Source organism: Leifsonia sp. T36S-04 (assembly GCF_042465655.1).
Lineage (GTDB): Bacteria > Actinomycetota > Actinomycetes > Actinomycetales > Microbacteriaceae > Leifsonia.
Window position 1 is genome coordinate 2,547,104 of the sequence record NZ_CP146286.1, and the last position, 17,819, is coordinate 2,564,922.

Genomic DNA, 17,819 nt, shown 5'->3' on the forward strand with positions numbered 1-17,819 from the left:
CGCCGTCGCGTGACCCGCGCGAAGAGCCCGCCGACCTCATAGCTCGTTAAAAAAAGGGGGGCCGCACCTATTGGGGGGAACAGGTGCGGCCACTGCGGCGCAGGATTGGGGGGAATCGATTGCGCCGCACGCACGAATTTACATTCGGCCGGGGACCAGTTTACGCAGAATCGATGCAAACGCAAGTCTTCTGGGGACGCCTCCCCGGCAGGTTGTAGAGTCAGGCATTGTCGCGCCACGACCCGTATCGACCGCATCGCAAAGGAGCGAAAAGCCTCCCCATGAGCAACACAATCGACAACCTGCTCCACGAAGCCCGCCGGTTCCCGCCTGAGGGCGAGTTCGCGGCGAAGGCCGTCGCCGACCAGTCGCTGTACGAGCGAGCGGCCGCCGACCGGCTGGGATTCTGGGCCGACCAGTCCCGCGAGCTGCTGCACTGGCACACTCCTTTCACCAGAACGCTGGACTGGAGCGAGCCGCCCTTCGCCAAGTGGTTCGACGACGGCGAGCTGAACATCGCCTTCAACTGCCTCGACCGGCACGTCCTGGCGGGCAACGGCGACCGAGTCGCGATCCACTGGGAGGGCGAGCCGGGCGACACGCGCACCATCACCTACGCCGAGCTGACGGCCGAGGTCAAGAAGGCCGCGAACCTGCTGACCAGCCTGGGAATCCGGGCCGGCGACCGGGTGGCGATCTACCTCCCGATGATCCCGGAGGCGGTCGTCGCGATGCTGGCCGTGGCACGGATCGGCGCCGTCCACTCGGTCGTCTTCGGCGGCTTCAGCGCCGAGAGCCTGCGGTCGCGCATCGACGACGCGGAGGCGAAGCTCGTCATCACGGCGGACGGCGGCTGGCGCAAGGGCCGCGTCTTCCCGCTCAAGGACGCGGTGGATGCGGCGCTCAGCGGCGAGGCGACCTCGGTCGAGCACGTGCTCGTCGTCAAGCGCGGCGAGAACGACGTTGCCTGGACCGAGGGCCGCGACCTGTGGTGGCACGACGAGCTGGCCCTGGTCGACGCCGACCACGTCGCCAAGGCGTTCCCCGCCGAGCAGCCGTTGTTCATCCTGTACACGTCGGGCACGACGGGGAAGCCCAAGGGCATCCTCCACACCTCCGGCGGCTACCTCACGCAGGCCGCCTTCACGCACAAGAACGTGTTCGACCTGCACCCGGATGAGGACGTCTACTGGTGCAGCGCCGACGTCGGCTGGATCACCGGTCACACCTACGTGGTCTACGGCCCGCTCGCCAACGGCGCCACCCAGGTCATGTACGAGGGCACGCCGGAGACGCCGCATCCCGGACGCTGGTGGGAGCTGATCGAGAAGTACAAGGTCTCGATCTTCTACACGGCGCCGACCGCGATCCGCTCATTCATGAAGCTGGGCCGTCAGCACCCGCAGCAGTTCGACCTGTCGAGCCTCCGCGTCCTGGGCTCGGTCGGGGAGCCGATCAACCCAGAGGCGTGGATGTGGTACCGCGAGGTGATCGGCGGTGACACCACGCCGATCGTCGACACCTGGTGGCAGACCGAGACCGGGGCGATCATGATCTCCGCGCTCCCCGGCGTCACCACCCTCAAGCCGGGAAGCGCTCAGGTGCCGCTGCCCGGAATCGCCGTCGACATCCTGGACGAAGCCGGGACACCCGTCGGCAAGGATCAGGGCGGCCTCCTGGTCGTCACGGAGCCGTGGCCGAGCATGCTTCGCGGCGTCTGGGGCGACCCGGAGCGCTTCAAGGAGACCTACTGGTCGAAGTTCGGCGACAAGTACTTCGCCGGCGACGGCGCCCGGTACGACACCGACGGCGACATCTGGCTGATGGGCCGGGTGGACGACGTGATGAACGTGTCCGGGCACCGGCTCTCGACCGCGGAGATCGAGTCGGCGCTGGTCGCGCACCCCTTCACGGCCGAAGCTGCGGTGGTGGGCGCGAACGACGAGACGACCGGTCAGGCCGTCGTCGCCTTCGTCATCATCAAGCAGAACCAGCTCGAACAGGCGGGAGCGATGGATGTGGCCGCCGAGCTGCGCAAGCACGTCACGCAGCAGATCGGCGCCATCGCCCGCCCGCGCGACATCTTCATCGTGTCCGAGCTGCCGAAGACGCGGTCCGGCAAGATCATGCGGCGCCTGCTCCGGGATGTGGCGGAGGGGCGCGAGGTCGGCGACACCACCACGCTGGCCGACACCGCGGTGATGAGCTCGATCCAGGCGAAGCTCTCGTAGGGGCGTGCTGGGACGACGAAGGGGCGGTGCCGCAGTGGCGCCGCCCCTTCGTCGTGTGTCGTCAGTCGTGTGTCGTCAGTCGACCGCGAGGATCAGCTCGACCTCGACCGGGGAGTCGAGCGGCAGCACCGCGACACCGACGGCCGAACGCGCGTGCACCCCGGCGTCTCCGAAGATCTCCCCGAGCACCTCGGAGGCCCCGTTGATGACCGCAGGCTGACCGGTGAAGGCCGGGTCGGACGCGACGAAGCCGACGACCTTGACGATGCGGCGCACGCGGTCGAGCGAACCCAGCGCGTTCTTCGCCGCGGCAAGGGCGTTGAGGGCGCAGATGCGCGCGTACTCCTTCGCGTCGGACGGCGAGACGAGTCCCGGCCCGTCGCCCACCTTGCCGGTGGCGGGCATCGCGCCCGACACCATGGGCAGCTGTCCGGAGGTGTACACGTGGTGGCCGTCGAGGACAGCGGGCGTGTAGGCGGCGACCGGTGGCACGACCTCGGGCAGCTCGATCCCGAGCTCGGCCAGACGTGCTTCGATGTCCGCCATCAGGCCTGATCTCCGTCCGGCAGGGGACGCTTGAGGTAGGCGACGAGACCGCCTTCCGGACCGGTCACCACCTGCACCAACTCCCAGCCGTCGGACCCCCAGTTGTTCAGAATCGCGGCGGTGTTGTGGATCATCAGCGGGGTGGTCAGGTATTCCCAGCGCGGCATCGTGCTCCTCTGGTCGGGGGATTTCGCAGGTTTATCACCTACTCTGATCCTATGTCTGCGCAAAAACCACAGGCTAGGGGTGTGCTCGGTGCCGCCAGTGCCTTCATCGGCATGAGCGTCGTGGCCGGTCTTCTGGTCACCGCCGCTGTCACGCCCGCGATCGCGGTGACCGGGATGGCCGCCAACAACAGCATCGGCGTGTTCGAGGGACTTCCGGAGTACCTGAACGTCGAGCAGCTCGCCCAGCCGACCACCATCTACGCCAAGAACGGCGACCAGGATGTCGTCCTGGCCACCTTCTACTCCCAGAACCGTCTCCCTGTCGCGTTCAACCAGATCTCCCAGGCCGCGAAGGATGCAGCCATCGGCGGTGAGGACCCGCGTTTCTACACCCACGGCGGCATCGACATCCAGGGCACCGTCCGTGGCGTGCTCTCCACCGTCGGCGGAGGCGGCGTCCAGGGTGGTTCCTCGATCACCCAGCAGTACGTGAAGAACGTGCTCCTGCAGAAGTGCGAGGCGCTCCCGGTCAAGACCAAGGAGCAGAAGACCAAGTACCAGCAGTGCGTGGACGATTCCACCGGCGTCTCCCCCGACCGCAAGATCAAGGAGATGAAGTACGCGATCGGGATCGAGAAGAAGTATACGAAGGACCAGATCCTTGTCGGCTACCTCAACATCGCCGGCTTCGGAGGCTCCGTCTACGGCATCGAGGCCGCAGCGAAGTACTACTACAACACGACCGCTGCCGCGCTGACTCCGGCGCAGGCCGCCAGCCTGATCGCGATCGTGAACGAGCCCACCAGCCTGAAGATCGACGACCCCGAGTCGAAGACCAACGGCGCGGCCAACGGGTACGCGAAGAACAAAGAGCGCCGCGACTACATCCTGGGCAAGATGTACCAGTACAAGAAGCTGACGAAGACGCAGTACGAGGAGGCGGTGAAGACGCCGGTCACGCCGGTGATCACACCGTCCATCCGCGGCTGCCAGACCGCCGGCGGTTCCGCCTACTTCTGCGACTACGTGCAGAAGACGATCCTCAACGACCCGACCTTCGGGGCGGACGAAGACACTCGCGCCTCGAACTTCAACCGCGGCGGCTACAAGATCTACACCAGCCTCGACCTGCAGCTGCAGCTGACGGCGGAGTCGACGGTGGCCGATTACGTGCCCGCCTCGTACAGCAAGGCCGACATCGGTGGCGTGCTCACCGGCGTCCAGCCCGGCACCGGGCGGGTGCTCTACATGGCGCAGAACAAGAAGTACAGCCAGGACCCGGACGTCCTGAACACCAGCACCGACTATTCCTCGGTCAACCTGGCCACCGACCAGAAGTTCGGTGGCTCGGGCGGGTTCCAGGTCGGATCGACCTACAAGGTCTTCACCCTCGCGGAATGGCTCAAACAGGGTCACTCGCTCAGCGAGCCGGTGAACGCCAACATCCGCACCTACAAGTCGTTCAAGGACTCCTGCACCGGAGGCTGGAACGGCACCTACACGCCGCAGAACGACTCCCCCGGGGAGACCGGCATCCGCAACGCGCAGAGCGCGACGACCCAGTCGATCAACACGGCGTTCATCTCCATGGCGAGCCAGCTCGACCTCTGCGAGATCAAGAAGGACGCCGAAGCGTTCGGCGTCCACACCGCCAAGGGTGAGCCGCTCTCGACGAACCCCTCTGCTGTGCTGGGAACGAACTACATCGCCCCGCTCACGATGGCCACTGCGTTCGCGGGCATCGCGAACAGCGGCCTCACCTGCACGCCGATCGCCATCGACAAGATGGTGGATGCATCCGGTAAGGACGTCAAGCCCCCCGCGAGTACGTGCACTCAAGCCATCGACCCGGGCGTAGCCAACACGATGGCGAAGGCCCTCATGGGACCGCTTCAGGGCGGCGGAACGGCATCCGGCATGAACCGCACGGGTAAGGACATGCTCGGCAAGACCGGAACCACCGAGTACAACGACCAGCTCTGGCTCGTCGCTGCAACCACCAAGGTGGCCGGGGCGTACTGGGTGGGCAACATCCAGGGCCACGTCGACTTCCGCAAGGTCTACCCGACGCACGGAACCAGCCCCGCCAGCGCCAGGACCGCGGTCATGCGCACCATGATGTCCGCTGCCGTCGCCAAGTACGGCGGCGACCCGTTCCCCGCTGCTCCCGACAAGCTCACGCGTGGCGTACAGGTCGCGATCCCGAACCTCGTCGGCAAGACGCCGGACGAGGCCAAGTCCATCCTGACCGGGCTGGGGCTCGACTCGGCGGACGGCGGCCCGCAGGACTCCGTCGCTCCGGCCGGCACGGTCTCCGCGTCCGACCCTGCGGCCGGGACCTCGGTGAGCAAGGGCACCGCGGTGACCCTGTTCACCAGCAACGGTTCCCTCGTCGCCGTACCGAACGTCGTGGGCCAGAAGTTCTCCGACGCGTCGATAGCCCTGACGGCCGCCGGCTTCACCGTAAAGGCCGTCGGCGGCAACAGCCCGATCGCGGTGGTCCAGGCCCAGGATCCCGCGGGCGGCGCACCGGCCAAGCCGGGCACCCAGGTCACGCTGACGCTCGCTGCCGCTGCTCTACCGTCTCCTGGCGCCGGCGGCTAGTGGCGCGCCGAGTTCTGCATCCGGTCGCGTCCGCCCTGGCCTTCCTGGCCGGGGCGGGCGCCGCCGCATTCGCCTACGGGTCCCTCATCGAACGCCGCGCTTACACGCTTCGTGAGGTGAGCGTGCCGGTTCTGCCTGCGGGCGCCCAGCCCATCCGTGTCCTGCATCTCTCCGATCTGCACATGGCACCGTGGCAGCGGGACAAGCAGGAGTGGATCCGTTCCCTCGCACGCTTGAAGCCGGATCTGATCGTCGAGACCGGCGACGTCCTCGGCCATGCCGACGGGCTCGAGGGCGTCCGCGCCGCGTACGAGCTCTTCCAGGGGATCCCCGGCGTCTTCGTCCACGGCTCGAACGACTACATCGGCCCGCAACTGAAGAACCCGCTGAAGTACTTCCTCGGGCCTTCCAAGAAGAAGGGGTCAACGGCCCCGCGTCTCGACACGGCGTCGCTGACGGCGTTCTTCCGCGACCTCGGCTGGACCGATCTGGACAACCGAGCCGCGGGCCTGGAGGTGCGTGGCACCCACCTGGAGTTCTTCGGCGTCGATGACCCGCACATCCGCTTCGACCGGGTGGAGTCGATCCCGGGCGCCCTCGACGAGCTGCGCGAGAACGATCCGTTCTCCGACGATGACACCTGGCCGGACGGGGGACCCACCCGGCAGCGGCAGGCCGTCACGATCGGCGTCACCCATTCCCCCTACCGGCGGGTGCTCGACGCGTTCGTGACCTACGGCGCTTCGATGATCTTCGCCGGCCACACCCACGGCGGTCAGGTGTGCGTGCCGGGCTACGGCGCCCTGGTCACGAATTGCGACATACCTCGTGCCCAGGTGAAGGGGCTGAGCGTCTGGCGCCACGCGTTCCGCTCGGCGTACCTGAACGTCTCAGCGGGCCTCGGAACGTCGATCTATGCTCCCGTGCGCTTCGCTTGCCGTCCGGAGGCGTCGCTGGTCACGCTGACCGCCGTTCCGTAGCGGCCAGTGGGGCCCGGCTGTGGTCAAGACCGCGGCCGGGCTCGTGTATCCTGGATAAGGCCTTCGGGGTGTGGCGCAGCTTGGTAGCGCGCTTCGTTCGGGACGAAGAGGCCGCAGGTTCAAATCCTGTCACCCCGACCAAACAGAAGTGCCGGAGCGATATCGCTCCGGCACTTCGTCGTTCAGCTCTCGGCTGCGGTCGCTGACCCTCAGAACGCGTCCGGCCGCGCGAATTCGCGCTCCGCCAGGGTCGCCTGCGGGTCGATGTTGGCCCGGATCAGCGGAAGCGTGCGGGCGACGGCCGTGTCGATGCGCCCGCGGAGGTCCTCCGAGCGGATCTGGTAGTCGGCGAAGTCGCTCTCGCTGGCATAGATGCCGAGCGGCACCGTCAGCGACTGGAAGAAGCCGAAGAGTGGGCGCATCTGGTGCTCCACCAGCAGGGCGTGGCGGTCGCTGCCTCCCGTTGCGGTGAGGACGACCGGCTTGTCCACGAGCGCGTACTGACCGATGTGGTCGAAGAACAGCTTGAACAGTCCCGTGTAGGTCGCGCGGTAGGCGGGCGAGCCCACGACGAGGATGTCGGCGGTCTCCACCGCCTCCAGCGCGTCGATCACGACCGGGCTGAGGTCGCTCCGGAACGGTCCGGCGCCGAGCTCGGGCAGGAGCGGGGCGAGCTGGATGGTGCGCGAGACTCCGCCCGCAGCGTCCGCGTAGGAGCGTGCCACGTCGTCCACGAGCACGGTGGTCCGCGACGGGTGGGTGGGGCTTCCGCTCACTCCGACCACGGTGAGTGGGTGCGACATGGGGTACCGCCTTAGCTCGGATCCGGGATGTTGCCCCACGGTACCCGGGGCCGACCCCGACCGCGCGGGTCGCCGTCACGCTCCGTCATGCGGCGGGGTACAACTCCCGGACGATCTCGAGCGAACGGATGCGTCCCTCCACCGTTGCAGCGCCGGACGAGACCATCAGTTCGTCTGCCTGAGTGGAGGCGAGGAGCGATGCGAGGCGGTCCTTGACCTCCGCCGGCGTTCCGATCGCCTGGCGGGCGTTGCGCGAGGCGATGAACTCCTCCTCGAGGGGTGTGAACTCGTACGCGAGGGCCTCTTCGATGCTCACCGGCTCAGGCTTCAGGCCCCGCCGCATCCGGAGGAACGACAGCTGCCCGGGCAACGACTGCGCGCGGACCGTCTGCGGATCCTCGTCCGAGACCACATTGACGGCGATCATCGTGTGCGGCTCGGTGAGGATGTCGCTCGGCTCGAACCGCGAGCGGTACAGGTCGAGGGCGGCCTCGGTGTTCTCGCCGGCGAAGTGGTGTGCGAACGCGAACGGCAGTCCGAGCGCCGCCGCGACCTGCGCGCTGAAGCCGCTCGAGCCGAGCAGCCAGATCTGGGGCGCATCGCCCAGCCCGGGCACAGCGGTGATGCCGTGCAGGGGGTTGGCGTCGCTCATCCCGCCGTAGAAGAAGCCGAACAGATCGAGCAGCTGTTGCGGGAAGTCGTCGACACCGAGGCCTTCCGGGCTGCGGCGCAGCGCCATCGCGGTCGCACCGTCGGTTCCGGGCGCGCGGCCGATTCCGAGGTCGATGCGGTCGCCGTACAGGGCGCGCAGGGTGCCGAACTGCTCGGCGACGACGAGTGGCGCGTGATTGGGCAGCATCACGCCTCCGCTCCCGACGCGGATGCGCTCGGTCGCGCCAGCCACTCCGGCGATGAGGACCGCGGGGGCACTGGATGCGATGGCCGGCATGCCGTGGTGCTCCGCCACCCAGAACCGGTCGTAGCCGAGAGCCTCCGCCGCCTGTGCCACCCGTATCGTGCCACTCACCGCATCGGCGTTGGTGCCTCCGGCGGGACGGCTGGCGAGGTCGAGGACGTTCAGGGGGATGTTGGTGGCGCTCACCCAAGATGCAACGCCAGGCGCTCGGCGGCGCATTCCCGGCTCAACGACGATTCCCGGCCGGACCGATGAGGTCCGACCGGGAATGGTCTCGATTGTGTCAGTGGCTCAGGAGGTCGTCTTCACCTTGCGCACCCAGGCGATGATCGCGAGGGCGATGAGTCCGAGGAGGACGAGCGAGCCGCCCATCCACGCCGCCCAGGCGGCGACCACGGAACCGGTGTGGGCGAGCCCGCTGCTGCTGCCCGGGTCGAGGACCGTGCTGGCCTGGTCGGCCGGCAGGATCGTGAGGGTTGCGGGGCACTCGTGCCCGCTGGTCTGTCCGACGCCGACGAAGTTGTACGTCCCGGAGGCGGACGCAGGCACGGTCACGGTCAGCACGTCGCTGCCGTCGACGTTCGCGTTCTTGACGAAGTGGAGGCTGCTGGGCGCGGTCGTGAACGACGCGAGCTTGAAGGACGATCCGTTCTCGCCCGTCACGGTCCAGTTGATCGCCTCACCCGACGTCCAGGTGCCCGGGATGCAGATCAGGGTCGCTTGGCCGCCTGCCGTGGCGACACTCGCGTCAAAGGCGCACTCGGCGCCCTTCGTGTAGGACTCGGCATTCGCGGAGACGGGAGCCGCAAGCAGCAGCCCCGCGGCCACGGCGACTGCCGCCAGGATCTTCTTGAACATCGGCCCGCCTTTCAATAGGGGCCCGTCCCACGGTCGGGGTTGGGTGAGTAATTCTCACTTTACAACGGATTCGCAGCGAACAACAATGGGAGTGACCGCGTTGCGACCCCCCACATCGGGGGTGGAACCGTCTCCGGGCAGAGTGGGTGTCGTCACCACGCTGAGCCGGGCCGATGTCTGCTGCGCGTTGAGGAACTGCACCGAGACGGTCTTGGATTCGCCCGGCGCGAGTTCAACGGTGAAGAGGCTGACAGGCCGGGAGCGATCCACCCCTGCGACCGTCGGATAGTTGGCCCCGCCGCTCTGCGTCGCGGCAAGGAAGCCCTCTGCCGGCCCGTAGACCGCCACTCGGGTGCGGATGTTCCCCGGCGTCACGCCGTAGGTGCCGCCGCCGGTGACATAGCGCGGCAGGCTCGTGCCCGCGTCGGCGGGAGCGCGGTTGGTGAGTGTCACCGAGACGACCGTCGACGGCTTCCCATCCGCTCGGCAGACGGCCGATCCCGCCGCGACGGAGGTTCCGAGGTAATAGTCCATCTTCGAACCGGTGGCGTCGTTGTAGTAGACACCGATGCCGGCGCTCGAGAGATCCGACGACGGCAGGCCTCCCGCGAGCGTGGTGCCGCCGAGCACCCTCTGGTCACTGTCATGCGCGCTCCAGATGAGCACCCGCCGCGAGTCTCCTGCCGCGGCGAGGGCGCTGAGCAGCTTCTTGCCGTTGACGCCTCCGACGGACAGCCGCTTGAAGACCGCACTGGCAGCAGAGGCGAAGAATTCATCCTGCTTGGCGGGATCCTCATACCGCTTGTACACGTCGCTCAGCAGGAGCTTCACCGCGTTGGATGACGTGAGCCGATCCCCACTGGAGAGCGTCACCGGCCCCGTCGCCTCGAGCAATCCGCTCAGCACCACCGGGTCGACCGCGATGACGCCATCCACCGTTCCACCGAAGGAGGTGGTCCACATCCGGGAGGCCGTCGCCGCCGCGAGCGGAAAGTTGGGGGTGAGATTCGCATCCTGCAGGAAGCGGCCGACGAGAGGACCATAGAGACCCTGGGTGCTCAGCGGGACATCGGCCACCGCTTTCGGCCACGGACCGATCGCTGTGCCGGCGGTCTGCTGCCCGAGCGTGACCGCACCATTGTCAGCGTGAACGAGCGCGATCGCACCGATAAGACCGCCGGTCGACCGCAACTCCGCCGGATTCTGCGCCACCAGCAGGTAGTCGCGCGGGCCGTCCGCGCCGAGCATCGCGGGGAGCAGGCGGACGGCGTTGCCGAGGGCGTCGATCTCCGGCGTCGCGTTTCCGAGCACATCGTGGAGATGCGTGATGGCCCCGGCCACGGGCTTCAGCAGCGCAGCCGTGTCGATGCCCGCGACACTGGTGCGCGCCGCCGCGAACGCGGCCTGTGCCTTCACGACGGTCGGCTGCGCCGCGACGAGCGGAGCGAGATCCATGCGGCCGTTGTTGATCGCGAGGGCGCGCAGATCGATGGCCGAGCCGGCTGCGACCAGGGGCGTGACCACGCGGGAAGCGACGGTGTCGCACGCGGCCGCCGCTGTGCGGACGGCGGTGAGGTTCGGTCCGATCCAGGGCACCGCCTCGGCGGCCTGCCAGATCGGATCGGACGTGAGCGCCGCGGCATTCGCGGTGTCCTGCCGGAGGTCGGTCGAGGCTCGGGCAGCCCCGGCCAGGTCACCGTCGGCGATCGCCGACTTGATCCGGTCCGCAGCGGGAACCGCGTCGTTGAGCGCACGCTGCGCGAGAAAGCCACGGACGCCGATCCACGCGATCACGAAAAGCAGGACGACACCGATCCCGAGGAGGACGCTCACGGCCACCGGGTGCCGGACTCGCCGGAGCCGCGAAGCACGCTGGGGTGCTTCGACAACCGGACGCGGCGGCGCGTCGGGCACGGTGAGACCTGTCGCCATGCGACAAATCTAACAAATCCTCACTTTTTCGGCGGCCCCCAAATGGGAGGAATTCGCGGTGCGGTCAGCGACCGAGTCCGCGGTACGTCCATCCCGCGGCGCGCCACGCCTCGCGATCGAGGTGATTCCGGCCGTCGATGATCGTGCGGTGGGCCACCAGCTCGCCCATTGCAGCAGGGTCGAGGGCGGTGAACTCCGGCCACTCGGTGATCAGCAGGACGACGTCGGCGCCGCGAACGGCGGCCTCGGGCGCGTCGACGAACGTCAGCTCGGGAGCGCGGCGGCGCGCGTTCTCCACCGCTTGCGGGTCGGTCGCCGTGACGATCGCCCCCGCCTCCGCCAGTCGCATGGCGATCTCCAGAGCCGGCGAATCCCGGACGTCATCGGAGTGCGGCTTGAACGCGAGTCCGAGCACGCCGACGCGAACACCGGCGAGGCCACCGGCCTCCTCGCGCACCATCTCGATGACCCGGGTCCGGCGTCGGAGGTTGATCTTGTCGACCTCGTCCAGGAACTGGACGGACTCGCCACGCCCCAATTCACGCGCCCGGGCGCTGAACGCGCGGATGTCCTTGGGCAGGCAGCCGCCGCCGAACCCGACACCCGCATTGAGGAAGCGGCGTCCGATGCGGACGTCGTGCCCGATCGCATCCGCGAGCTTCGTCACGTCCGCGCCGGTCACCTCTGCGATCTCGGCCATGGCGTTGATGAAGGAGATCTTGGTGGCCAGGAACGCGTTCGCCGACACCTTGACCAGCTCGGCGGTCGCGTAGTCGGTCACGATGACCGGTGTGCCGGCACCGACGGCCGACGCGTAGACCTCGTCGAGCAGTCGGGCGGCGCGCTCCCCCGCCGCGCCGTCGGGGACACCGTAGACGAGCCGGTCGGGGCTGACCGTGTCCTTGACGGCGAAGCCCTCGCGCAGGAACTCCGGGTTCCAGGCGAGAGTCGCACCCGGCTGCCGCTCCGCGACGAGCGCGGCCAGACGCGCTGCGGTACCGACGGGGACGGTGCTCTTGCCGACGATGAGGTCACCGTCCTTCGCGTGCTTCAAGAGTTCGGCGAATGCTGCGTCGACGAAACGCATGTCGGCGGCGTCGCCGTCCGCCATCTGCGGCGTACCGACCGCGACGAAGTGCACCTCTGCGTCCTCTGCCGCGGCGAAGTCGGTGGTGAAGCGCAAGCGGCCCGACTCCCCCGCCGAGCGCAGCACCTCCGGGAGGCCCGGCTCGAAGAACGGCGCGCGGCCGGCCGAGAGGGAGGCGATCTTCGCCTCATCGACGTCGATGCCGACGACGTCGTGGCCCAGGTGGGCCATGGCCGCGGCATGGACGGCGCCCAGGTACCCGCAGCCGATCACGGAGATTCTCATGGTGTCCCCTTCTTCGGGTGGAAGGACGTCAGGTGGAACGGCTCAGGTGAAGTCGGGGTCGGGCTCGTCGACGTAGGCGGGCGCCGCGTCCACGGGCCAGTGCCTGCGTCCGTTGTTCAGCACGCCCCGGCTCTCCTCGAGGTAGCAGTTGCCGCACAGCGACTCGTACGAGACCGACGCGCCGTCGATCGCGACCTGGTCCCCGTCGAAGACGAAGACGCCGTCGATCTTGCGCGCGTTGAAGATCGCCTTCCTGCCGCAACGGCAGATGGTCTTCAGCTCCTCGAGGCTGTGCGCGACCTCCAGGAGCCGTCGGCTGCCGGGGAAGGCGACCGTCTGGAAGTCGGTGCGGATGCCGTAGGCGAGCACCGGGATGCCGTCGAGCAGTGCGATGCGGAGCAGGTCGTCGACCTGAGCCTCGGTGAGGAACTGCGCCTCGTCGACCAGGAGCGCGCTGACGTCGGTGCCGAATCGCTTGATGGTCCGCTCGCGGTGGCGCTGGAAGGCTCCGTACGCATCGGTGTCCGGAGTGACGAGGAAGTCGACCTCCCGGGTGACGCCCAGCCGCGACAGGATGCCGAGGTCGCCCTTGGTATCGATCGACGGCTTGGCGAGCAGCACACGGTGCCCGCGCTCCTCGTAGTTGTAGGCGGCCTGGAGCATCGCCGTACTCTTGCCGCTGTTCATCGCGCCGTAGCGGAAATACAGTTTTGCCACGCACCGATCCTAGAGGGGAACGGCGGAGTGAAAGCGGCGAGGCCGCGTCAGGTGAGGTACCCGTCTTCTGCGGCGCGACGGATCAAGTCGGCCCGGGAGCTGGTGGGACGCCCCGCCTTGCCGTACTTCTCGCGCACTCGCCGCAGGTACGTCTTCGCCGTCTCGTACTGCACGTTCATCGCGCGCGCCACCTCGGACGTCGTCCGCCCGTCGGCGTAGAGCACCAGCGCCTGCCGCTCCCCATCGCTCAACCGCGGGCGCGCCGAGTCCGGGATGAGCGGCTTCGGCCGCCACGCGGGTTGCGCCGAGGGGGTGCGCACCACTCCCCGTCCGACGGCCGACAGCGCCGCGGCGACCAGTTCGGTCATGGGCTGGGACTTGGTGACGTAGGCGACGGCACCCGCCGCGAGGGCCGCATCCTTGTCCTCCGGCGTGTCCACCGCGCTGAGCACGACCACCTTCGCCCCGGCCGCCCGGCAGGTGCGTACCCGCGCGCCGATGGAGACGGTCTCTTTCAGCTGCAGGTCCATGATGACCAGGTCGGTCGGGAACGCGTCGCTGTGGACCAGTTCGAGCCAGCTCGCGGCACGGACGACGAGGTCGAACTCGGGAGCGTTCTTCTCGATCCACGTGGACAGGGTGTCGAGGAGGATCTCGTGGTCGTCGAGGATCGCCAGCCGGATGGGCGGGTCGACCTCACGTGCGGCGGCGGCGCTCTGCGCGGTCGGATCGGGGTGTGCGTGTGTCATCGGCGTCTCCCTCCAGGGTAGGGGAAGCCCGCGCCCGCATATGCGAACCGGACGGTCAGTTCGCGACCGCGCAGCTCGATTCCGGCGCGCATGGCGACGGTGTTGAGCGCACTGACGAACGGCAGCAGTTCGCGTCGCAGCTCCGCCTGCGGTTCGTCGAAGCCGGCGCGCAGCACGAACGACGGCCGCTCGGGATCTCTCGCCTGGATGCGCACGCTGGCGGGATCGAGCCCCGGCCGGCCGGCGATGGTTCCGATCAGTGCTCCGAGGATGGCTCGCTGGTCGTCCGTGAGGACGCGCTCGAGCCCATCGGGATCGTCGACCGGCTCCGGGCGATCGGCCGTCGCCGGAGAGGTCTGCGCACGCCGCTGGCCCAGCGCCAGATCGAGGGTGTCGGCCAGCCACGTGCGCCCGACCGCACGCACGGACATGCTGCGCAGACGTTCGGCGATCCCGCGCGCGAGATCGATATCCTCCTGGCTCACGGTGCCACGACTCGCCAGCCCGGTCAGGAACGGCACCGCCTCGGCATTCAGAGCCGTCATGCGCTCCTGGGCGATCATCCTCTCGGCGGCCTGGCGCAGCTCACCTTCCAGCCGGCTCTGGCCTTGGCGCGCCACCTGCCGCCAGCGCAGGGTCTCGCCGGTCATCGTCCAGGCATAGCCCGCTCCGCCGGCGGCCAGCGCGAGGACGGGTGTCGCTGCCACCGTTGCGTAGACGAGCGGGGCGTTGCTGATGACCAGCGAGTGCTGGGCCGCCGCAAGGCCCCCGAGCACGAGGGCCGAGACGATCGCGGATCCGGCCACCTCGCCGATCGGGCGGTACAGCGGCATCGCAACGATCAGCAGGGCGACGGCGATCTGGCCCCAGTCGTCCTGGATGCGCTCATTGCGCCCCCAGACGGAGGAGTCGAACAGACAGGCAGCCGTCAACGTCACCGCGATGATCGAGAAGTGCGACCACCTGCCGAAGGGCGTCAGTCCGGGATGCGTGCGGACGATGGCCACGATGACGGCGAGGACGAGCACCACGATGGCGAGCAGCCCGACCCAGAGCGCGCGGAACTGACCGGCATGGATCACAGTCGAGTAGACCGCGTAGCCGACGGCCAGTGTGCCGAGGAGCGGGACCAGAAGCCAGGCGGACTGCGCACCCAGAGGGTCGAGCCGCTGGGGCGTGCGCTCGACGGCCACCGAGCGCGCGCCGACGATGGTGCGCGGATTGAGAGCCGTCATGCGCGGCGACCCCCGGAGCTCTCCCGCGCCGGCGGGGCGGGAACCGTGAGGATGACGGTCGTGCCGACGTCTTCGGTGGAGTAGATGTCGACACTGCCGCCGACGCGGGCGATGCGGTCCTCGACGGATTGCCGGAGTCCGAGCCGGTCGCCAGCGGGCCCGGTGACCGGGAAGCCGCTGCCACCGTCCACCACCATGACCGACAGAGAACCGGCGTCCGCGGAGAGTGCCACCTCGGCGGTGGGGCTGCCGGAGTGACGGATGACGTTCGCGAGGCACTGCCGCACGGCGAGCCCGACCGCCCGGCGGACGTCGTCATCGAGGCGGACGAACGACCCGCGATCGCCGGAGATGTCGACGGTGAGGCCCTCGTCCCGGGCTGCCTCGATCGCGTGGTGCAGCTCGCTGTCGTACCAGGGATCGTCGGACACGGGCTCACCGGGGCCAGCTACCGCGTCCCCGGTGCGGCCACCCGACGGCTCGGCGCCCAGACCGCGGAGGTCGGCCTCGATGCGTCGCGCGAGCCGCGCATCCAGGGGCCCTGGGCGGGCACCTGCGATGGCGACCAGTTCGCTCAGGACGGTGTCGTGGAGGTCGGCGGTCGAGGCCGCCATGAGTTCTCGGCGAAGGTCGACCAGCCGGGCGTCGCGCACGCCTCGGTGCAGGGCGGTCTGTGCGCGGGAGCGGGTCCCCCTTGTGAGCCCGTCGAACGCCAGGACGCCGACGAGCAGCAGGTAGGCCCCCAGGGAGATCGCGTCGGGGATGTAGGTCCGGCCTGTCGTGGCGGCGCCGAGGATCACCGCCGCCTCGGCGAGCGCGAAGCCGAGCGTCGCCCAGAGGATCCCCGCGAGCGCGCCGGTTCCCGTCCCGCCGACGAGCGTCATGGCGACGACAGGCAGCGCGATGACGAACAGGTTGGTGTCTCGATAGGCGGGCGTGGCGGTGAACAGTGCGACGACGTAGAAGTACGTGCAGACGGTCCCGACCAGGAGGTAGGCGACCGTCAGCCCGACTGTCCGGCCGCGGGCGAGCACCAGGAGAAGGGCGACCATCGGGAGCAGCACGACCAGGCTGATCCACGAGGTGGCGGTGGCCCCGTCAATGCTCGTCGTGGCCACATTGACGGCCGCAACGGTCAGGCACACCAGGCCGGCCCAGCGGGCGCCCGTGGCGAGCGCGCGTGAATTCGCGGGTCGCGCCAGGTGGCTAGGCAGACCAAGCGACACGGCGTCCCGTCCTTCCCGGGCCGATCGGGTCTCGGTCCCTTCCGGATTATGGCATCCCGCGCCGCCGCCGTGTACCCCGGCTCGTACCCCGATGCGGGGGATGTCCGCGACGCGCACGTCTGGGTGATCCCGAGCTGCGGTGGGCTGGGGTCGATGGCGCCCGGGTCACGAGGCCGGCTTCAGAGTCCAGTGCTGGACTGCGGTGTCGTCGAACCCGAAAGTAACAGCACTGCTCCCGGTACGGGCTTCGACGGGGATGTCGCCGAACGCGCTGAGGATGCGGAGATACCCGCCCGGGCCTTCATCCAGCCTCCATTCGCTCACGCTCCCGGAACCGGAGGTGCCGTTGCTGAGGAACGGGCTAGCGTTCCACACGCCCGAGTGGGTGAGCGGTAGGCCGCTCTGGCGATTGACCAGACGCACTTTGCCGTTGTCGTCGTCTTGGAACGACCACTGCTGACTACTGCTGCCGGTCGCCGGGCTCTGCACGACCCGGCTCCCTGCTGCTCCGGCAGCGCCGAGCTGTTTGCCCGTGACCTCGTTCGTCAGCGTGAAGTATCCGGGGTGACGATGAGCGAACGTCGAGGACCCGAGGAGCTGACCGGCGTACGCGGCCTGACCGGCAGCATTCGGGTGGCTCCATCCTTCGATGCTGCCTTCCCCGAAATCGGTGATCCACGGATCGGTTGAGCAGATCCCGTGTCCCGCTCCGGCCGCGAATGCATCGCGGACGTCGGTGAACGTGAATCCCGCCGCGATCGCCTGGCGCTGGATGGTTTCATTCAGCAGGTCAGCGGCCTGGTTCAACGCGGCACGCTTGGTCGCTGTCCAGTCGGCGCCTCCCTCGGTGGGGGCGCAGGCGGTGCCTTCCGTGAACAGGCGAGGGTAGCCCAAGACCTGCACGCGTGCCGCCGGCGCATGCTTTCGAACGGCGGAGTAGGCGGCACTCAATCGAGCGCCCAGCGATCCCGCCACGAGCCGGCGGCCTTCGTCGACTGCGGTAATGCATTGAGCGTCGCTGCCGAAAGCGCACGCGGTCAGGGTCGAGGTGAACCCGACATCATTGCCACCCGCCGTCAACGTCACCATATCCGCCGACGCCGGCATCAGCTGAGCCTGGCGCTCGACATCTGCGCTCGTCGCCCCCGAACACGCGAACGACCTCACCGACACCGACGGATGTGCGGCCGCCCAGACATTCGGATACGCCTTCAGGCTGCGGTTGCACTCCACGTTGCTGTACGGTCCGGACCCGTTGCCCGAGGAGAACGAATCACCGAGCGCGTACAGCGATTTCCCTTCGCTGACGACCACCGCCGAGGCCGATCCCGCGGCGGCCGTCGCAAAGATCGATGACGCTGCGGCGACCGCCGCCGCGCCCCACAGTGCGCGGTGGAACTTTGCATTTTTTCTGTCGTGATAGCCCATGCTTCATGATATTTGACCATCTCGGTGCTCACCAGCAGTATTTATGCCCTGGCGC

General features: G+C 68.6%; 15 protein-coding genes and 1 tRNA gene. 4 read left to right on the forward strand and 12 right to left on the reverse strand.

From position 1 onward, the window contains the following. Window positions 1-281: 281 nt before the first annotated feature. Window positions 282-2,231, forward strand: coding sequence for an acetate--CoA ligase (acs, locus tag P3F85_RS12385; RefSeq protein ID WP_374007905.1), 1,950 nt, complete (start codon window positions 282-284; stop codon window positions 2,229-2,231). Between the two features lie 75 nt (window positions 2,232-2,306). Here the strand turns inward: acs and P3F85_RS12390 are convergent, their stop codons facing one another. Both P3F85_RS12390 and P3F85_RS12395 read right to left on the reverse strand, forming a co-directional pair. Further along, window positions 2,307-2,777, reverse strand: coding sequence for a RidA family protein (locus P3F85_RS12390; protein WP_374007906.1), 471 nt, complete (start codon window positions 2,775-2,777; stop codon window positions 2,307-2,309). Beyond that, the gene (locus P3F85_RS12395) at window positions 2,777-2,944 is read right to left on the reverse strand and encodes a hypothetical protein (RefSeq protein ID WP_374007907.1); all 168 of its coding nucleotides are present in this window, start codon (window positions 2,942-2,944) and stop codon (window positions 2,777-2,779) included. The genes P3F85_RS12390 and P3F85_RS12395 overlap by 1 nt, the downstream gene beginning before the upstream one ends. Window positions 2,945-3,025: 81 nt before the next feature. Between P3F85_RS12395 and P3F85_RS12400 the strand changes: the two genes are divergently transcribed. From P3F85_RS12400 to P3F85_RS12410, 3 genes are all read left to right on the forward strand, one after another. Further along, window positions 3,026-5,548: a transglycosylase domain-containing protein gene (locus P3F85_RS12400; RefSeq protein ID WP_374007908.1), complete on the forward strand. Its 2,523-nt coding sequence runs from the start codon at window positions 3,026-3,028 to the stop codon at window positions 5,546-5,548. After that, window positions 5,548-6,528, forward strand: coding sequence for a metallophosphoesterase (locus tag P3F85_RS12405; protein ID WP_374007909.1), 981 nt, complete (start codon window positions 5,548-5,550; stop codon window positions 6,526-6,528). The genes P3F85_RS12400 and P3F85_RS12405 overlap by 1 nt, the downstream gene beginning before the upstream one ends. A 64-nt stretch (window positions 6,529-6,592) precedes the next feature. Then, window positions 6,593-6,669, forward strand: a tRNA-Pro gene (locus P3F85_RS12410). A 68-nt stretch (window positions 6,670-6,737) separates the two neighbouring features. On the opposite strand, the gene msuE is transcribed toward P3F85_RS12410, so the two are convergent. The 10 genes from msuE to P3F85_RS12460 all read right to left on the reverse strand — a co-directional run bounded on the left by msuE (window position 6,738) and on the right by P3F85_RS12460 (window position 17,764). Further along, window positions 6,738-7,331, reverse strand: a complete 594-nt coding sequence (gene msuE, locus P3F85_RS12415) for an FMN reductase (protein ID WP_374007911.1) — start codon at window positions 7,329-7,331, stop codon at window positions 6,738-6,740. Between the two features lie 85 nt (window positions 7,332-7,416). Next, window positions 7,417-8,433 carry an LLM class flavin-dependent oxidoreductase gene (locus P3F85_RS12420; protein WP_374007913.1) on the reverse strand — a complete coding sequence of 339 codons (1,017 nt, stop codon included), beginning with the start codon at window positions 8,431-8,433 and terminating at the stop codon, window positions 7,417-7,419. A 105-nt stretch (window positions 8,434-8,538) separates the two neighbouring features. Further along, window positions 8,539-9,105 carry a hypothetical protein gene (locus P3F85_RS12425; protein WP_374007914.1) on the reverse strand — a complete coding sequence of 189 codons (567 nt, stop codon included), beginning with the start codon at window positions 9,103-9,105 and terminating at the stop codon, window positions 8,539-8,541. A gap of 54 nt (window positions 9,106-9,159) precedes the next feature. Then, a complete protein-coding gene (locus tag P3F85_RS12430) occupies window positions 9,160-11,037 on the reverse strand; it encodes a DUF4012 domain-containing protein (protein WP_374007916.1) in 1,878 nt (625 codons plus the stop codon). 64 nt (window positions 11,038-11,101) lie between these two features. Continuing rightward, window positions 11,102-12,409 (reverse strand): UDP-glucose/GDP-mannose dehydrogenase family protein, encoded by a 1,308-nt coding sequence (locus P3F85_RS12435; protein ID WP_374007917.1) that lies wholly within the window; start codon window positions 12,407-12,409, stop codon window positions 11,102-11,104. 42 nt (window positions 12,410-12,451) lie between these two features. Further along, on the reverse strand, window positions 12,452-13,126 hold the full coding sequence (locus P3F85_RS12440; RefSeq protein ID WP_374007919.1) for a thymidine kinase: 675 nt from the start codon (window positions 13,124-13,126) through the stop codon (window positions 12,452-12,454). 47 nt (window positions 13,127-13,173) lie between these two features. After that, window positions 13,174-13,875 carry a response regulator transcription factor gene (locus tag P3F85_RS12445; RefSeq protein ID WP_374007920.1) on the reverse strand — a complete coding sequence of 234 codons (702 nt, stop codon included), beginning with the start codon at window positions 13,873-13,875 and terminating at the stop codon, window positions 13,174-13,176. After that, a complete protein-coding gene (locus tag P3F85_RS12450; protein WP_374007921.1) occupies window positions 13,872-15,110 on the reverse strand; it encodes a hypothetical protein in 1,239 nt (412 codons plus the stop codon). Before P3F85_RS12450 ends, P3F85_RS12445 begins: the two co-directional genes overlap by 4 nt. Beyond that, entirely contained in the window at window positions 15,107-16,336 is a 1,230-nt protein-coding gene (locus P3F85_RS12455; RefSeq protein WP_374007922.1) for a sensor histidine kinase, read from the reverse strand. The genes P3F85_RS12450 and P3F85_RS12455 overlap by 4 nt, the downstream gene beginning before the upstream one ends. 165 nt (window positions 16,337-16,501) lie before the next feature. Next, the gene (locus P3F85_RS12460; protein WP_374007924.1) at window positions 16,502-17,764 is read right to left on the reverse strand and encodes a GDSL-type esterase/lipase family protein; all 1,263 of its coding nucleotides are present in this window, start codon (window positions 17,762-17,764) and stop codon (window positions 16,502-16,504) included. Window positions 17,765-17,819: the final 55 nt, after the last annotated feature.